Annotated in this window: 17 protein-coding genes; 14 read left to right on the top strand and 3 right to left on the bottom strand. The window is 57.4% G+C overall.

The window, feature by feature from the left end:
• The first annotated feature begins 204 nt into the window (after nucleotides 1–204).
• From WBP50_RS06380 to WBP50_RS06365, 4 genes are all read left to right on the top strand, one after another.
• Nucleotides 205–438, top strand: a complete 234-nt coding sequence (locus WBP50_RS06380) for a CopG family ribbon-helix-helix protein (protein WP_423932540.1) — start codon at nucleotides 205–207, stop codon at nucleotides 436–438.
• Nucleotides 398–709, top strand: a complete 312-nt coding sequence (locus tag WBP50_RS06375) for a type II toxin-antitoxin system RelE/ParE family toxin (protein ID WP_235585144.1) — start codon at nucleotides 398–400, stop codon at nucleotides 707–709. Before WBP50_RS06380 ends, WBP50_RS06375 begins: the two co-directional genes overlap by 41 nt.
• 587 nt (nucleotides 710–1,296) lie before the next feature.
• Nucleotides 1,297–1,545: a type II toxin-antitoxin system RelB family antitoxin gene (gene relB, locus WBP50_RS06370; RefSeq protein ID WP_012466278.1), complete on the top strand. Its 249-nt coding sequence runs from the start codon at nucleotides 1,297–1,299 to the stop codon at nucleotides 1,543–1,545.
• Complete coding sequence (locus WBP50_RS06365) at nucleotides 1,529–1,789, top strand: type II toxin-antitoxin system RelE family toxin (RefSeq protein ID WP_423932538.1); 261 nt, start codon at nucleotides 1,529–1,531, stop codon at nucleotides 1,787–1,789. Before relB ends, WBP50_RS06365 begins: the two co-directional genes overlap by 17 nt.
• Before the next feature lie 79 nt (nucleotides 1,790–1,868).
• Here WBP50_RS06365 and WBP50_RS06360 read toward each other — a convergent pair whose 3' ends face one another.
• On the bottom strand, nucleotides 1,869–2,279 hold the full coding sequence (locus WBP50_RS06360; protein WP_338076122.1) for a type II TA system antitoxin MqsA family protein: 411 nt from the start codon (nucleotides 2,277–2,279) through the stop codon (nucleotides 1,869–1,871).
• 37 nt (nucleotides 2,280–2,316) lie between these two features.
• Entirely contained in the window at nucleotides 2,317–2,625 is a 309-nt protein-coding gene (locus WBP50_RS06355; protein WP_423932535.1) for a type II toxin-antitoxin system MqsR family toxin, read from the bottom strand.
• A 764-nt stretch (nucleotides 2,626–3,389) separates the two neighbouring features.
• On the opposite strand from WBP50_RS06355, the gene WBP50_RS06350 reads away from it, so the two are divergent.
• The 10 genes from WBP50_RS06350 (at nucleotide 3,390) to WBP50_RS06305 (ending at nucleotide 16,006) form a co-directional block, all read left to right on the top strand.
• Nucleotides 3,390–4,583 carry an acetate/propionate family kinase gene (locus tag WBP50_RS06350; protein WP_423932534.1) on the top strand — a complete coding sequence of 398 codons (1,194 nt, stop codon included), beginning with the start codon at nucleotides 3,390–3,392 and terminating at the stop codon, nucleotides 4,581–4,583.
• 89 nt (nucleotides 4,584–4,672) lie between these two features.
• On the top strand, nucleotides 4,673–7,048 hold the full coding sequence (locus WBP50_RS06345; protein ID WP_423932533.1) for a phosphoketolase family protein: 2,376 nt from the start codon (nucleotides 4,673–4,675) through the stop codon (nucleotides 7,046–7,048).
• 321 nt (nucleotides 7,049–7,369) lie between these two features.
• Nucleotides 7,370–7,573, top strand: a complete 204-nt coding sequence (locus WBP50_RS06340; protein ID WP_423932531.1) for a hypothetical protein — start codon at nucleotides 7,370–7,372, stop codon at nucleotides 7,571–7,573.
• Nucleotides 7,574–7,729: 156 nt separating this feature from the next.
• Entirely contained in the window at nucleotides 7,730–8,554 is an 825-nt protein-coding gene (locus WBP50_RS06335; RefSeq protein ID WP_423932530.1) for a potassium channel family protein, read from the top strand.
• 1 nt (nucleotide 8,555) lies between these two features.
• A complete protein-coding gene (locus WBP50_RS06330; protein WP_423932528.1) occupies nucleotides 8,556–9,797 on the top strand; it encodes an exonuclease SbcCD subunit D C-terminal domain-containing protein in 1,242 nt (413 codons plus the stop codon).
• Nucleotides 9,798–10,078: 281 nt separating this feature from the next.
• Nucleotides 10,079–11,224 (top strand): NAD(P)-dependent malic enzyme, encoded by a 1,146-nt coding sequence (locus tag WBP50_RS06325; protein ID WP_423932527.1) that lies wholly within the window; start codon nucleotides 10,079–10,081, stop codon nucleotides 11,222–11,224.
• A 97-nt stretch (nucleotides 11,225–11,321) separates the two neighbouring features.
• Nucleotides 11,322–11,507: a hypothetical protein gene (locus tag WBP50_RS06320; protein WP_423932525.1), complete on the top strand. Its 186-nt coding sequence runs from the start codon at nucleotides 11,322–11,324 to the stop codon at nucleotides 11,505–11,507.
• Nucleotides 11,504–11,755, top strand: a complete 252-nt coding sequence (locus tag WBP50_RS06315) for a hypothetical protein (RefSeq protein WP_423932524.1) — start codon at nucleotides 11,504–11,506, stop codon at nucleotides 11,753–11,755. The genes WBP50_RS06320 and WBP50_RS06315 overlap by 4 nt, the downstream gene beginning before the upstream one ends.
• A gap of 98 nt (nucleotides 11,756–11,853) precedes the next feature.
• Nucleotides 11,854–15,522 carry an AAA family ATPase gene (locus tag WBP50_RS06310; RefSeq protein WP_423932522.1) on the top strand — a complete coding sequence of 1,223 codons (3,669 nt, stop codon included), beginning with the start codon at nucleotides 11,854–11,856 and terminating at the stop codon, nucleotides 15,520–15,522.
• A gap of 37 nt (nucleotides 15,523–15,559) precedes the next feature.
• Nucleotides 15,560–16,006: a hypothetical protein gene (locus WBP50_RS06305; RefSeq protein ID WP_423932520.1), complete on the top strand. Its 447-nt coding sequence runs from the start codon at nucleotides 15,560–15,562 to the stop codon at nucleotides 16,004–16,006.
• On the opposite strand, the gene WBP50_RS06300 is transcribed toward WBP50_RS06305, so the two are convergent.
• Nucleotides 16,003–16,531 (bottom strand): cytochrome c3 family protein (locus WBP50_RS06300; RefSeq protein WP_423932518.1); only part of this gene is annotated, 529 nt, incomplete at its 5' end. The genes WBP50_RS06305 and WBP50_RS06300 overlap by 4 nt on opposite strands.

The raw sequence follows: 16,531 nt of genomic DNA, 5'->3' as shown, positions 1-16,531 counted from the left end.
TGCTGTTCCGAATGGGAGGAATGGAGATGTCACTGAGCACTTGGGAGTCGGGGACGGTCGTGAGTGAGATCCTTTTGGAAAAGCAGAACGTGTCTTGTATTATCAGGTAATACCGGGTAATACCATGAAGTTTCGATGAAAAAGGAGGTGCGTGTGAGTCCAGGCGCAAAAAAAACGGAATCGCGCGAGCAGGTCAGTTTTAAAATGCCTGCCACAATGAAAATGCGCGTTGATCGTCTTGCCGAGGCTACCAGACGATCCAGGTCTTTCGTGATAGAAGAGGCTATCGAGCACTACCTCACCATGAATGAATGGCAGGTGCAGAGCATTATTGCGGGTTTGAGCGACCTCGACAAGGGGCGGACAGTTTCGCAGGAGGAGATGGAAAAACTCTGGGATGAAAAGCCTGCTGAAAGTCCGGTGGACACAGACCGCTAAGCAGCGGCTGGAGGAGATCGAGGCGTATATCTCTCACGACAACCCTGTCGCCGCAAGGAAGATCATTCGAGCCCTTATCGGAAAGACTGCCCTCAAACTCTCTCAATATCCGCAAATCGGAAGGAGCGGGCGTATTGACGGTACCCGTGAACTTGTTTTTCCAGACAATCCTTTCATCGTGATCTACACGGTTCGCCAGGATACCATAACGGTTTTGACGGTTTTTCATGCTGCACAGAAGTTTCCGGACGCAATCGGCATCGAGCATTAAGCGCATCCTGTCGTCTCTTTTCCTGAAGCCGAAACGAGCGCATTGACGGGCTTTCCGGTCGCACTCTTTGAGGGGCTCACTTAAGCAATCAGCCTTATCGCCGGGTTGCACCCGGACGTTACCGATATGTCGCTCCTACGGAGCTAAGACCCATTTTGGGGAGGAGATTTCTTTTCCGGGGTTGGCACCCCGTGCTACCGATGTTTCGCCCCTACAGGGCTGAAGATCAATAGTTGGGGCTGCGTCGTTTTTTCCGTGTGGGAAGTCCTCTGGGACGTAGATGAAAATAGTAAGTAACCATAGCCTGCCCATGCACAAAAGGCAGGTTATGGTCGGATCTGCAAGGCGACGGAGAAAACAGAGCGGTTTGATTTTGATGAAAAGCTGCCGGCGCATCCTGACGTTTCTTTTCCTGAAGCCGAGACGAGCGCGAGCAGTCGCACTCTTTGGCGGTTAAGTGCCGGTTAACTATACCGATTGGGCGTTCTTGAGCCGGGACAGGGTCCTGTTGAGCGGGATTTATTTGGGGTTCCTGTTTGTTTTGTATAACATGTATTGCGTTGAATAACATGTTATACGAGGTAACTATGGAAAAAGAGAAAGCGGATCGGATGATCGGCATCCGCATTCCGAAAAGTGTTGGCGAGCGGCTTGATAATCTTGCCAAAAGAACCGGTCGTACCAAGACCTGGTACATCCGCGAGGCCATTATGGAGCATCTCGACGATCTTGAAGATATCTATCTGGCCGAACAGGTTCTGGAGCGGGTGAGACGAGGAGAAGAGCCGGTGACCGGCATAGATGAAGTGGAGCGTCGTCTTGGTCTGGAAGATTGAGTTTGCCGCATCGGCTGAAAAAGAGCTGGCCAGGCTGGATAAGTCCGCTGCCGGACGGATTGTCAAATACCTCCGTGAGCGGGTTGCGATAGACCCGCGGGCGTCCGGCAAATCATTACGAGGCGATCATGCCGGGTTGTGGCGATACCGTATCGGAGATTATCGGGTGATTTGCGAAATCCTCGATGAAAAAATTTCAGTTCTGGTTGTCCGGGTCGGGCATCGGAAAGAGGTTTACCGGTAATATTGCTCATGAACCCATAACGGAGAATAGAGCAAAGAGTCGTGTAATGGGTCCCAGGATATTCACCGTTCGAATCTGATTACATTTTTTCGATTTCGCTCAGCAGATCAGGGTGCCGGTCAATGAGTTTCAGCAACTTGAGCAACGGCGCTGGCGGTCTGGTTTCCCCTCGCTCGTAACGGGAGAACGCTACTTTGCCGACTCCGAACGATGAGGCGAGCTGCGCCTGGGTCAGCTTCAGCTTTCTGCGGATGCGTCGGATGTCGGCTGCGGGGTCGCCTTTGATCGCGCGTACCAGCCCCTCCTGAGCTTCCGTATAGCGCCGGTAACTCTCTTCATCCCATATTCCTTCTCCGCATTCAGGGCAGAACCTGCCGTGCATGTCATGCAACGTCATCGATTTACCCCCATACGTGAGCGTTTCTTCCAAAACCTTGTCGATCATCCCTTTATGACCGCATGAGGGACATTGTGTAGTATTCATGATCATATTTCCATTAAGCTGTTCTATTCGTTAAACATTTATTTTATCTGGCCTTGAACTGAATCACCGGTGGCCGGTCATCGTCGGAGTCCGTGACTTTTATATAAACCGGAATTCCATCGGGCGTCATTCCGTGATAAACGTCCTGCCAGAGCTTATGGTCAAGATGGGTAGTCATCGACTTGTAAAAATCAGCTCTTCGGAGCGCAAGCACGATCTCGCGCATAACAGGTTCGGTCAAGCCTAATGCCAAACCGCCTCTCAAAGCCGTCATGGTGAACGGTCGTGAATTCCTGTCGGAGACTATTCTTTTAACCTTTTCAAGCCTGTAATGGGGTGTTCTTTTCTCCATGAGCAGAAGTTTGACATTGGAATAATTTTAATCAATATGATAAAAATATCCAAATTGATTCCTTTGGGCTGCCGTTAGTGACCGAGGGCGTGCAGCGGGGAAGTTCTTTGGTAAGCAACTATAGCTTGCCTGCCCATGCACAAACGGCAGGTTATTGTCGGATCTGCAAGGCGACGGAGAAAACGGAGCGGTTTGATTTTGGCGACAAGCCGAAGGCGCATCCTGACGTTTCTTTTCCTGAAGCCGAAACGACCGTGCGCAAGCGCACTGTTTGGCGCACCCTAAGCAATCAGCCTTATCGCCGGGTTGCACCCGGACGTTACCGATATGTCGCTCCTACGGAGCTAAGACCCATTTTGGGGAGAAGATTTCTTTTCCGGGGTTGGCCCCCCGAGCTACCGATGTTGCGCCCCTGCGGGGCTGAAGATCAATAGTTTGGGCTGCGTCGTTTTTCCGGTGTTGGCACCCCGTGCTGCCGATGTTTCGCCCCTGCGGGGCTGAAGATCGATAGTTTGGGTTGCGTCGTTTTTCCGGGGTTGGCGATTGTCTCTTGATGGCAAGGCCTGCCCCTCGTTTTGAAAACGGGGAGCGGTAGCATAAGAAAGGGTCGTCCTGACCTTTCCGTCTGCCGCTGCAGGAATTTTCAGGAACGTAACGGAGGTGAGACGGGGTTAGTATCAGGTATCGAGTATCTTTCTCAGGCCTGAGCAATGGATGAACCTGTCTGCTGTTTGTGCCTGCAATTTTTTAAAGGATTGTCGGCTATGATGCCCAAGCCTGTGATAACGATTCTTGCGGTCAATACCGGCTCTTCGAGCATCAAGTTTTCGCTTTATGAGAGCGGAGAGAAAGAGGAACTGATTTATTTCGGATCACTTACCCGGATCGGGCTTAAGGGGGGGCGCTTTTCGGTAACGGATTCCGGGGGGCATTATATCAATTTCGAACGGGTGGAGACGGCCGATCATGATTCGGCGTGCCGTTATGTGTTTTCGTGGATTATGAACCATAGCGCCGGAATTCCGGATGCGGTAGGCCATCGGGTGGTTCATGGTGGGCCTCGTCACACTGCATCTGAGATGGTTACTCCCGCACTGCTTGATTCCGTAACTGCACTTGTTCCCTATGCTCCGGAACACCTTCCCCAGGCATTGAACGCTATCCGGCATGCCGCATCAGAATTTCCCGGCGTGTTGCAGGTGGCCTGCTTCGATACGGCTTTTCACAGTACCATTCCTCCGGTTGCCAGGCTGTGTCCCATTCCGGAAGAGTTCCGGCGTGAGGGGGTGCAGCGTTATGGTTTCCATGGCTTGTCTTATGAATATCTGCTTGGCGAACTGCATGCGCAGGATGAGCAGCTTGCCCGGAAAGGACGGGTGATTCTGGCGCATCTCGGGCACGGAGCGAGTATGGCGGCTGTGCTCGATGGGCGCAGCATCGAGACGACGATGGGTTTTTCACCTGCAGGCGGTCTGGTGATGAGCACACGGACGGGTGATCTCGATCCGGGAGTGGTGGTGTATCTGTTGCAGCAGGGCCTTCTTGATGCGGCAGGTCTCAGAGATATGGTGAACAGAAAGTCGGGTCTGCTCGGCGTGTCCGGAGTGAGTGACGACATGCGCGATCTGCTCGATGCGGAGAAGAGCGACGAACGGGCGCAGCTGGCCGTTGAGCTGTTCTGCTACAGCGCGCGCAAGCACATCGGAGCTCTTGCGGCAGCGCTTGGGGGGCTCGACATGATTGTTTTTACGGGCGGCATCGGGCTGCACTCGCCCGATATTCGCGAGCGAATCTGTTCGGGTCTCGGTTTTTTGGGTATCAGGCTCGACACGGAGAGAAACGGGAACAACGCAGCAATCATTTCACAGGATAAGAGTTCTGTTGTCGTCAGGGTGATGGAGACCAATGAAGAGGTGACGATTGTGAGGGAGACCAGACGCCTTCTTGAAGCGGGTTGATTTCATTTCCGTGTATCTGTTCGCGCAACCCGATAACCGCGTTGGGCGGTGCTGGTGCGATCCGGATACAGAAACCAAAGAAAATAATCATGACACATACCAATACTTCGCTGTCTGAACGTGAACTTGAACTGATGCATGGCTGGTGGAGGGCGGCCAACTATCTTTCGGTCGGGCAGATCTACCTGATGAACAATCCTCTTCTCAAGGAACCTCTTTCAAAAGAACACATCAAGCCCCGTCTGCTTGGGCACTGGGGCACAACTCCGGGCCTCAATTTCCTCTATGTGCATCTGAACCGCATCATCCGGAACCGCGACCTCGACATCGTCTATATCGCCGGACCGGGGCATGGGGGACCTGCGCTGGTGGCGAACGTCTGGATGGAGGGCACTTACAGCGAGTACTATCCAGACGTGTCGTTCGACGAGGCTGGCATGAAGCGATTGTTCCGGCAGTTTTCCTTTCCCGGAGGCATTCCGAGCCATGTGGCTCCGGAGACTCCCGGTTCGATCCACGAGGGGGGTGAACTCGGTTATGCGTTATCGCACGCTTTCGGGGCGGTGTTTGACAATCCCGACCTGATTACGGCCTGTGTTGTAGGCGACGGGGAGGCTGAGACGGGGCCTCTGGCTACGGCATGGCACAGCAACAAGTTCCTGAACCCAAAGCGCGATGGTGCGGTGCTGCCGATACTGCATCTGAACGGGTACAAAATCGCCAACCCGACAGTGCTGGCCCGTATTTCGCATGAGGAGCTTGAACAGCTCATGTTTGGTTACGGTTACAGGCCGTATTTCGTCGAGGGAGACGATCCGGTGACGATGCATGGCGAGATGGCCGCCGTCATGGATCGCTGTTTCGACGAGATCGCTGCAATTCAGCGACAGGCCAGAGAGGAAGGCGTGACCGAGCGCCCCCGATGGCCGATGATCGTGTTCCGTTCGCCGAAGGGGTGGACAGGACCGAAAGTGGTTGACGGCAAGCCTGCCGAGGGGAACTGGCGTTCGCATCAGGTGCCATTCAGTACGGTGCGCGACAATCCGGAGCACATGGCTTTGCTTGAATCGTGGCTGAAGAGCTACCGGGCTGAGGAGCTGTTTTCGCCTGAAGGGGTGCTTCTTCCGGAGTTGCAGGCGCTGGCTCCGAAAGGACAGAAGCGCATGGGCGACAATCCGCACGCCAATGGCGGTCTTTTGCTCAGGGAACTGCGTATGCCCGATTTCCGCGACTATGCACTCGATGTCCCGTCGCCGGGTTCGGTGGAGGCCGAAGCGCCGAAGCCGATGGCCCGATTCCTGCGCGACATCATGAAGCTCAACGAGAAAACGGCCAACTTCCGGGTTTTCGGGCCGGACGAGACCGCGTCGAACCGTCTCGGTGATCTGTTTGAGGAGACCGATCGTGCCTGGATGGCCCGGACCCTGCCGTCCGACGATCATCTCTCTCCGGATGGCCGGGTGATGGAGATTCTCTCCGAGCATACCTGTCAGGGGTGGCTGGAAGGGTACCTGCTGACCGGTCGCCACGGCTTTTTTTCCTGTTACGAGGCGTTCATTCATATCATCGATTCGATGTTCAACCAGCACGCCAAGTGGCTCAAGGTGACCGACAGCGAAATTCCGTGGCGGAGGCCCATCGCATCGCTCAACTATTTCCTGACCTCGCACGTCTGGCGGCAGGATCACAATGGCTTCTCGCATCAGGATCCGGGGTTCATCGACCATGTGGTGAACAAGAAAGCCGAGGTGGTCCGTGTCTACCTGCCACCGGATGCCAATACGCTGCTGTCAGTCACGGACCACTGCCTCCGGTCGCGCAACTACATCAACGTGATCGTGGCGGGAAAACAGCCTTCGTGGCAGTGGCTCGACATGGAGTCCTCCATCAGGCACTGTACCCGTGGTATCGGTGTCTGGGATTGGGCATCGAACGATACCGGGGAAGGGCCGCCCGACGTGGTGATGGCCTGCGCCGGGGATGTGCCGACGCTTGAAACGCTTGCTGCCGTCAAGATTCTTCGTAACCTTTCGCCCGAGCTGAAGATCAGGGTTGTCAACGTGGTGGATCTGATGACTCTTCAGCCAAAGGAGGAGCACCCTCATGGCCTCGACGACCGGGAGTTCGACGATATGTTCACGACCGACAGGCCGATCATCTTTGCCTATCACGGATATCCCTGGCTGATACACCGCCTCACTTACCGGCGAACCAATCACGGCAACATGCACGTGCGCGGCTACAAGGAGGAGGGGACGACCACCACGCCCTTCGATATGGTGGTGATGAACGACCTTGACCGCTTCCACCTGGCAGCCGACGTGGTCAACCGTGTAGAGTGCCTGAAGCCTAAAGCCGCTTACATCAGGCAATATGTTCGCGACCGCCTGACCGAGCATAAGGAGTACATCACAAAGTATGGCGAAGACATGCCGGAGGTACGTGACTGGAGGTGGGTGGATTGATGTGCAGATTCATTTTTCAGGGTTCAGTACCTCTTTTCAGAATGGACAGGCTATTGGCCGGGAACCCGGAACGGAGAGCAGACATGCCAGGGGGAGAGGGTCCGGGTGTTCCGGGAGCGCTGCATCATGTGATGGTTCGGCGGATCGAGCGAAGGGCGATGGCTCCTGCCGATGCATAAATAATCGTGGCGCCTTTATTTGTTGCAACGGGTAGTGACAGTTGTGCTGTTTATGTGTATGTATAGGCCTGCAGATATTGAAAAGATGCAAACACGAGCATGCAGTTACTTTTTCGCGAATCGATCTTAAGTATAACAAACCATGGCTATTGACACCACTGAACAGAAGACGGGAAATCAACTTCATCTGGCTTATGAAAAAGGGAAACGGTTTTTTGAGAGGCTTTTGAATCGTCCCGCCGATAACAGCGCCCCAAAACAACCGAAAGAGAAGGCAAGCGGACCAGAGCCGTGCGATGATGGAGAAACGATCAAATGGCCGCTTCCGGAAAAAAAACAGGTCTGACGGCCAGGCTCGTACCTGCTGTCGATATGGTCGCTTCAGGAGCCGAATCCGGGCCTGTGTTTCGTGAACAGTTTCTTCGGCTCCGGAGGATCGGTATATTGGCAGGAAAGGGTGTGTCAATGGGCAGACCCGATTGCAAGAAAATCCTGAAAAAAGATGGCCCCCATATTCGAATTTCTGAAAACAAACCGCCGTATACTGGCCACGGCGGGAATATGCCTGTTCCTCTGTGCGGGTTTTGTGGAATTGACGGAATTTTTATGGGTTTCCGGGCAGATGTTCGGCGACAACATCCCGCTTGAGCTCATGGTGCTGGTGCTGCTGCTCTCGATTCCGCTCTCGCTGTTCTTCGCCATTTTCCATGTCATTCACCTGACCCTTACGGGAGCTTCGAGAAACCTGCAGATGGGGAGCGTGCTGCTGTCGTATGTGGCCGTTATCGTGGTGTTTTCGGGTTTTTTTTATTTCCAGTGTTCGATCGGGGACCTGAACGAATCGACGGCGGAGTACCGGTATTACGAGAAGCTTCGCACTCCGGCAATGCAGGCCTCCGTGAAACGGTACGGCGAGGCTTTGCGGCGTACGGCGTCCGTGCGGGCCTTTCAGGGCATTGCTCCCTCCATGTGGCGTGGCATAGGCGACAAGGTCACCGGATGGCCGGACGGTGCCGGTGCGCCGCCGATTGAAAAACTTATGGAGGCAAGCCGCACTCCCCTGAACAAAGTGATTTCGTTCAACCACGAGGCGAAGGTTCCGGTTTTTCTGGACTGCCTCTACTTCAGCGCGGTCACCATTACCTCGACCGGATTCGGCGACATCATCCCTCTGGGCCGATTTTCAAAGATTCTCGTCGTCATCGAATCGGTATCGGGAGTTCTGCTGGTGGCCATAGGCATCGCCATCGCCCTTGGAGGGCTCGGCTCCGGAACCTCCTCCGCTGCCGCTCCGCCGAGCGGGCATGAGGAAGGGGAGAACCGGTAGCATGAAAATTCTCCATACCTCCGACTGGCATCTGGGCCGCACGCTCTACGGCAGAAGCCGCTACGACGAATTTTCGGCCTTTCTCGACTGGCTCTACCGGCTGATCGAAACGGAAAAGATCGACGCCCTGCTCGTCGCCGGCGACGTGTTCGACAGTTCCGTGCCCGGCAGCCGCTCCCAGGAGCTCTATTACGGATTTCTCAACCGCGTGGCCCGCTCCCCGGCCTGCCGCCACGTGGTGATCATAGCCGGAAACCACGATTCCCCCTCGTTTCTCGACGCTCCGAAAGCCCTGCTTCGCGCCCTCGACGTGCATGTCGTCGGCTCGCCGGGCGACGATCCCATGGACGAGGTGGTGGTGCTCCGCGACAAGCGGGGGAAGGCAGAAGCCATTGTCTCTGCGGTGCCGCACCTGCGCGACCGCAACATCCGCAGCGTCGGGCCGGGTGAGACCATGGAGGAGAAGAACCGGAAACTGATCGAAGGGATCGAGCGCCACTACCGGGAGGTCTGCACCGCGGCGGAACAGCGGCGACTGCAGGAGGGAGGCTTTCTGCCCCTGATCGCCATGGGTCACCTCTTCACGGCGGACGGCGCCACCGTGGAAGGAGACGGGGTGCGCGAGATCTACATTGGCTCGCTGGCTCACGTCAGCGCCTCGGTCTTTCCCGAAGGGATCGACTACCTCGCTCTCGGCCATCTGCACGTTCCGCAGACCGTAGCGGGACAGGAGCACCTGCGCTACAGCGGTTCGCCCATTCCCATGGGGTTCGGCGAGGCCGGGCAGCAGAAACAGGTGGTGATCGTGGAGTTCACGGAGGGCCGGCGGACAATACGTCCGGTGCCGGTGCCCTGCTTCCAGCCGCTCGAACGGATCGGCGGCACACTGGAGGACATCCTTTCCCGCATATACGGGCTGAAGGCTTCCCGGAGCACCGCATGGCTGGAGATCGAGTACACCGGAGAGGAGCTGCCGGGCGATCTCCGGAGCCTGCTCGAAGAGGCCGTAAAAGGCTCCCTGCTTGAAATCCGCAGGATCAGGAACAGCCGGGCCGCATCGCTCGCCATCGGGCAGATGTCGGAAGATGAGTCGCTCCAGGAACTCGGCGAACTCGACGTTTTCCAGCGCCGCCTCGACGCGGCCAAGGTTCCCGAGGCCCAGCGTTCCTCTCTCCTGCAGGCCTATCAGGAGATCCTCAACTCGATCCATGAGGGCGACGAAGCGGCGGATTCGACCCGATAGCCGCGCGTACCCCGTTCAGGGCAGCCCGAACCCGGCTTCCCGAAAACCTGAAAATCCTTTCCGATCAGCCACGACGCGCCATGTGCGTCATCCCTGAAGGTGTCTGCGGCTGAACATCCCGAACGGGATTATCGGCGAAACTGAAAACAAAAATAGGCGTTCCCGCTTTTTTCCGTACATTCCGGCGCTGTCATGTTCCTCCATCCGGCTTGTGTCATACGACAGGCCGCCAGCTTCAGCTCTCTTATTTCATTATCATCAGGATACAGGTTTTCATACATATGAGTTATTCAAAAAAATCTCTCGATCTGCATCGCCAGGCGCGAGGCAAAATCGAAATACGATCCAAAGTCAGTCTGAAAAACAAGGAGGACATGTCTTCCGCGTACACTCCCGGAGTTGCGGCTGTGTGCAAGGCGATCGCCGAAGACAAGCGCAACTCCTTCATCCTGACCAATCGCGCCAGTCAGGTGGCTATCGTTTCCGACGGAACGGCCATTCTGGGTCTCGGAGACCTCGGGCCGGAGGCGGCAATGCCTGTAATGGAGGGCAAGTCCATTATTTTCAAGGAGTTCGCCGGTATCGACGCATTCCCTTTGTGCATAAATTCCACCGATGTCGACGATATCGTCAAGTTCTGCATGCTCATCGAACCGAGTTTTGCCGGCATCAACCTTGAAGATATCTCATCTCCAAGATGCTTCGAAATTTTCGAACAGCTCGAAAAGGCGCTCTCCATTCCGGTTTTTCATGACGATCAGGATGGAACCGCAATCGTTACCCTGGCGGCCATCATCAATGCCTGCCGCGTCACCGGGAGGGAGATCGGGAAGCTTCATGTGGTGGTCAACGGCGCCGGTGCAGCCGGCATTGCCATTGCCCGGCTGCTGATTCATGCCTGTGTCGGAGAGGTGGTTCTCGTCGATACCAAAGGGTCGCTCTATGACGGACGTCCCGGCATGAACCCCATAAAGCAGGATATTGCCGAAAGAAGCAACAGGCTGAAGCATAAGGGCGACCTGCAAAGCGCGCTGATCGGAGCCGACGTTTTTGTTGGCGTTTCCGTAGGCAACATCGTAACGGAGGAGATGGTTGCAGGCATGAACCCCTCTCCCTTCATTTTCGCGATGGCCAACCCCACACCGGAAATCATGCCTGAAGCTGCCTTCAGGGCCGGGGCGTGCATCGTTGGAACCGGCCGTTCGGATATGCCCAACCAGGTCAATAACGCGCTTGTGTTTCCGGGTCTTTTCAAGGGGCTGCTGGAGAGCGGCATAAGAAAGATCACGCCGGAGATGAAAATCGCCGTCGCCGACGCGATAGCCCGCTCGATCGTTCCGACGGCGGATAACCTGATGCCGACCACCTTCGACAAACAGGTCGTGGACAATATCGTAAAGGTTCTTGCCGGTATGGCCTCGAACTGAACGCGTTCCGACCGGAAGCTCCCGACAGGTCCGGTCGGCAACTGCCGCGACGAATGCGGATTTCTCTTTCAGGCCGGGGTGACTCCCGGCTTTTTTTATGCCTGAAAGCCCGGTTTTGCAGGGGAGTCCGAAATTTCAGGCTTCCGGGATGTTATCCGTTGCGGCGGTGCGTGGCGGAATCACTATTATTCCGTTATGTTGTCGCCGTCACCGCATCGAGCCCCGTTTTATCGTGATCGACAAGGTTTTTGCATTCAGGAAAGTGATGTTTCAACAAGCATGATGCACCCTGACCTCTTCACCGTCTCGACCATAGCCGGCATTCGCCTCCGGAACCGGCTGCTGCGTTCGGGAGCGGCGCCATCGACTGCATCTGCATGTCGCGCCCCTTCATTATCGAGCCGGATATCGTCCGCAAACTGCAGGATGGCCGCCCGGACGGCTTCCCGCTGCATCAACTGCAACTACTGCGCCATCATGATCGAGCAGGGGCCGCTCAGGTGCCGGTACGGAAAGCTGCCGAAGCGGTAAGGGGCTTATGGCAGTTGCCGCAGGGAGGGTTTTGTCTCTGAAGAGCCGTATTTTAAATTATTTAGGCCACCATTTCCCGAGGGGGCGGAAGCACCGGTATGAAAATTCTCTCGTTACGCTTTAAAAACCTGAACTCTCTTGCAGGAGAGTGGTCTGTGGACTTTACCGCTCCGGAGTACGTCTCGGACGGTATTTTCGCCATTACCGGGCCGACAGGCTCCGGCAAGACCACCATTCTCGATGCGGTTTCGCTTGCCCTGTACGGTCAGACCCCCCGTCTCGAAAAGGTCAACGCAGGCGGCAATGAAATCATGACGCGGCACACCGGGGAGTGTTTTGCCGAAGTGGTGTTCGAAACCGGAGCGGGCCGCTACCGGTGCCACTGGTCGCAGCACCGCGCCCGCAGAAGCCCGCAGGGTTCCCTGCAGGCCCAGAAGCACGAAATTTCCGACGAGTCGACCGGCAGGATCATCGAATCGAAACTGCAGGATACCCTTCTGGCGGTTGTGGAGCGTACGGGAATGGATTTCGAACAGTTCACCCGGTCCATGCTGCTTGCCCAGGGCGGATTTACGGCCTTCCTGCAGGCACAGCCCGATGAGCGCGCTCCGGTTCTGGAGCAGATCACCGGTACGGAGATCTATTCGGTCATATCGGTTAAGGTGCACGAACGAAACCGCATGGAGCAGCAGAAACTCGACCTGCTCAGGGATGAATGTTCCGGCATTCTTCTCCTGGGCGACGAGGAACTTGCCGCAACCGAATCCTCCCTGAAGGAGAGGGTGGCGGAGGAAGCCGCCCTGGCCGGCCTGCAGAGCCAGGCCGAGGAGGCTCTCCGGTGGCTCGGGCAGATTGCCGTCATGAGAGCCGAGCTGGCGGCGATGGAGGGGGAGTTCCAGACGCTCCGAAGCCGGGAGGAGCTGTTTCGCCCCGAACGGCAGCGACTGGAAAACGCCATCAGGGCGGCACGTTTCGAACCGGCATATACGGTTATCCGTCAGCTCCGGGAGCTTCAGGAGCGTGAGCTTCAGGAGAAAAATACGGCGGAGTTGGAGCTGGCCCGGTCGAAAACGGTTTTTGAGGAGCGTTCCGGAGCGTTCCGCGAAGCGGAAGCGAAGTTGCAGCACCTCAGGGAGCAGGAGCGGGCGTTATGGGGAGTTGTGCGCGAGGTCAGGGCGCTTGACCTGCGGATTGCCGCAGGGGGGGATCGATGCCGTCAGGCAGGGTACGATCTCGGTGTGCTGCAGAAAAGGATTGCCGATTCGCAAGCTCAGTTTGCCGTCGGGGAGCGGGAGCTGGTGCAGGTGCGGAAAACGTTCGGGGATGCCGGGCGGTATCTTTCGGAACATGAGGCCGACAGCGCGCTTGCGGCTTCTCTGAGCGGCATGGGGGAGAGGGTTCGGCAGTGGCAGGAGGCCGGGGCCGGGGAGCAGGATGCCCGCAGGGCATTCGAAGAGGCCTCCGAACGGCGTGAAAGGGCCGCAATCGCCCTGCGGGAGCTGAATCCGGCGACAGCTGCGGCCGGGGATGATTTCCGGAACTGCCAGAACCTCCGCAAGGAGCTTGCCGGGCAGCTTGAGGAGCTTCTCGGAGGAAGGAGTCCTGGCCAGCTGCGTTCGGAGGCCGAAGGCGTGCAGGAACGGATCCGGGATCTTGAAGCCCTCCAGGCGAGACTGGTGCAGCTTGTGGGCATCCGTGCCCGCACCGGGGAGGTTTCGCAGGCTCTCGGCGACGCCGAGACGGAACTGAAGGGAATCACCCTTGAACTCGGCAGGCTCGCACAGCTTCAGGGCAAGGAGGAGGCAGTTGTCGAAGTGCTGCAGCGGGAGGCGGAGCTGCAGGGGAAAATCAGGGCGCTCGAAGATGAGCGGCGGATGCTGCAGGAGGGTCTGCCCTGTCCGCTTTGCGGTTCGCTGCACCACCCCTTTGCCGGAGATGAGCTGTCCGGTAAGGAGGGGGCATCCGATGCGCTTCGTCAGGCCCGTCTCTCTTTGCAGGAGAGAACGCAGGAAATTACCCTGCTGCGTATCGCCGGGGCACGCCTGGAGACCGGGTGCCGGCAGTTCGCCGAGCAGAGGGGCCAGCTGCAGAAAACCGCTGAAGCGGAGCTGGAGTGGTGCCGAAAGTTTGCCGAAGCGCTTTCGATCGGGGATGCGCCGTCGGAGGAGAGTGTCGGGGAGGCGCTTTCCTCCCTTCGTCTCCTTGCCGCAAAGCGTTTCGAGGCTCTTGCCGAAGCCGAACGGATCGATGCGGCCAATGCTGCGGCTGCGGAGGATGAAAAAAATCTGCAGCAGCGTCTGACGGAGGCTTTGCGCCGACAGGAGGGTGCCGCCTACGCGCTGAAAACAGCTGAAGAGGATGCCGCGAGGGCAGGAGAGGGTGCAGCCGCCGCCCTGGAAAAATGCAGGCGCATCGGGGATGTTCTGAATCGGGAGCTTGCGCTTTACACCGGTGATGCCGCCGGGCAGCCCTACACCGAAACGCTCGGCAGGCTGCACTTGCGCATGGAGCGCTGGCAGGAGGCCCATGCCCGGAAAGTCGAGGCCGGGCAGCGAATCACGGTTCTGGAGGGGAGCCTTGCCCTGCAGCAGGAGCTGCTGAACACCATGCGTGAGGATTGCCGGCAGAAGGAAGCGGCCCTTGCCGCCGAACGGGAGGCTTTTTCAGCCTTGCAGGGGGAGCGCGCCCTGTTGTTCGGAGCGAAAAATCCCGATGAGGAGGAGCGGCGCACGGCAGAGGCGCTGCAATGCGGCGAAAGGGCGCTCGAAGAGGCCCGAAGCGCTCGGGACAAGGCTTCGCAGCAGATCGTGACGCTTTCGGAGAGGGTTGCCATGCTTGCCGCCACCTCAGGAGAACGGGAATCGGCGATTTCGGATAAGCAGGCGGCGCTTTTGCGTGAGCTTTCCGCCGGCAGCTTTGACAACCTTGAGCGTTTTCTTTCGGCACGGCTCGACAGACCTCAGCTCGACGAGCTTGAAAAAGAGGCCACGCTGCTTGCCGCAAGAGGTCTCGAACTCGAAACCCTGCAGGGGGAGCGGAAGAAGAAGCTCCTTCTGGAGGAAGAGCGGGCTCTTTCGGACAGCTCTCCGGAAACGCTGCAGGAGGAGCTCGAACGGCTTGCCGGAAGTCTCGGCTCGCTCCGTTCCGATATTGCCGCCATGAAGCTCCGCCTGCATGACCATGAGAGCGGGGTTCTCCGGCTGCGCGAAAAAACCGCGGCCCTTGCCGCCCAGGAGAGCGAGTGCGCCAGGTGGTCGACCTTGCACGAGCTTGTCGGATCCTCCGACGGCAAGAGGTTCCGGAACTTCGCGCAGGGGCTTACCTTCGAGATCATGATCGGCCACGCCAACCGCCAGCTTGCCGTCATGACCGACCGCTATCTGCTTGTACGCTCTTCCGTGCATCCGCTTGGTCTCGATGTGATCGACACCTGGCAGGCCGGCGAGGTGCGTTCCACGAAGAACCTCTCCGGAGGTGAGAGCTTTATCGTCAGTCTGGCGCTTGCGCTCGGTCTTTCGCAGATGTCGAGCCGGAACGTCCGGGTCGATTCGCTCTTTCTCGACGAAGGGTTCGGCACGCTCGACGAGGAATCGCTCGACACCGCCCTGCAGACCCTCTCCGGGCTCAGGCAGAACGGCAAGGTTATCGGCATCATCTCGCATGTTCCGGCCCTGAAGGAGCGAATTGCCGTCCGAATCCGGGTGCATCCCGTTTCCGGAGGCCGAAGCCGGCTTTCAGGCCCCGGTGTGAGCGGAGGTGGCGGATAGGGCGTTCCGGAGGTTTATCAATCGGGAGGTGAACACAATGAAGACGAAAAGAAAACGGCAGGCATCTTTTTTTGCGTCGCTCTGGACAGGGGCGTTTTTCCTGAATTTTTTCTGGGAGTCACTGCACGGGCTCCTCTACCTGGATCACCCGGCAATGGCCGCTGCAGGCTATGTGCCCATGATGCTTGAAATGGCCGTTTATGACGCCTTTGCGGTTTCCGGCATCTACCTGCTCGTTTCGCTGCTGTGCCGTACCCTGCTGTGGAAGATCACCATCCGCAATGTTGCGGTGTTCGCTTTTGCCGCTCTCTGTGCGGCATTCTCGACAGAGTACACCGCACTGCACCTTCTGCATGCATGGTTCTACCTGCCCTCCATGCCGACGGTTTTCGGGGTCGGGCTTCCGCCGCTTCTGCAGCTTGCCGTTACGGGTGTTGCGGCAATCTCTGCAGCAGGAAGGCTATCCTCCGTCGATGCCGCCTAATCGTCATGGTTACCGGATTGCGCGCCTCTGTGACATTTTATGCAGTTGTCGTACCGGTAGATCCCTTCCTTGCGGTGCTCGCCGGCAATGTTCGCCGGCGAATGCTCGTGACAATTGTAACAGGTATATGTTTTATAACCGGATGGACCGGGATGGCAGGTTCTGCAGCTTGCCCTGTGATCCCTGTCAAGCGGAAAATACCGGTTATGATCGAAGGTCGCCGGTTTCCATTGTTTCGTGCCGTGGCATGCGCCGCAGCTCGCCGTCGCTGCGTTCAGGTGGAGGTTGTCGTTCGGTTTTTCCGTCCTGTGGCAGGAGATGCACTGCCTGCCCGACGAGGCGGCGAACCTCCTGTGATCGAAGGTTGCGGGTTTCCATTGTTTCGTGCCGTGGCATGCGCCGCAGCTCGCCGTCGCTGCGTTCAGGTGAAGGTTGTCGTTCGGTTTTTCCGTTTTGTGGCAGGAGATGCACTGCCTGCCCGACGAGGCGGCGAACCTCCTGTGATCGAAGGTCGCGGGTTTCCAT

Source organism: Chlorobium sp. (genome assembly GCF_049593655.1).
Taxonomy (GTDB): domain Bacteria; phylum Bacteroidota; class Chlorobiia; order Chlorobiales; family Chlorobiaceae; genus Chlorobium.
The sequence above is the reverse complement of the archived record's forward strand: the minus strand, read 5'-3'. Positions and strand labels throughout refer to the sequence as shown.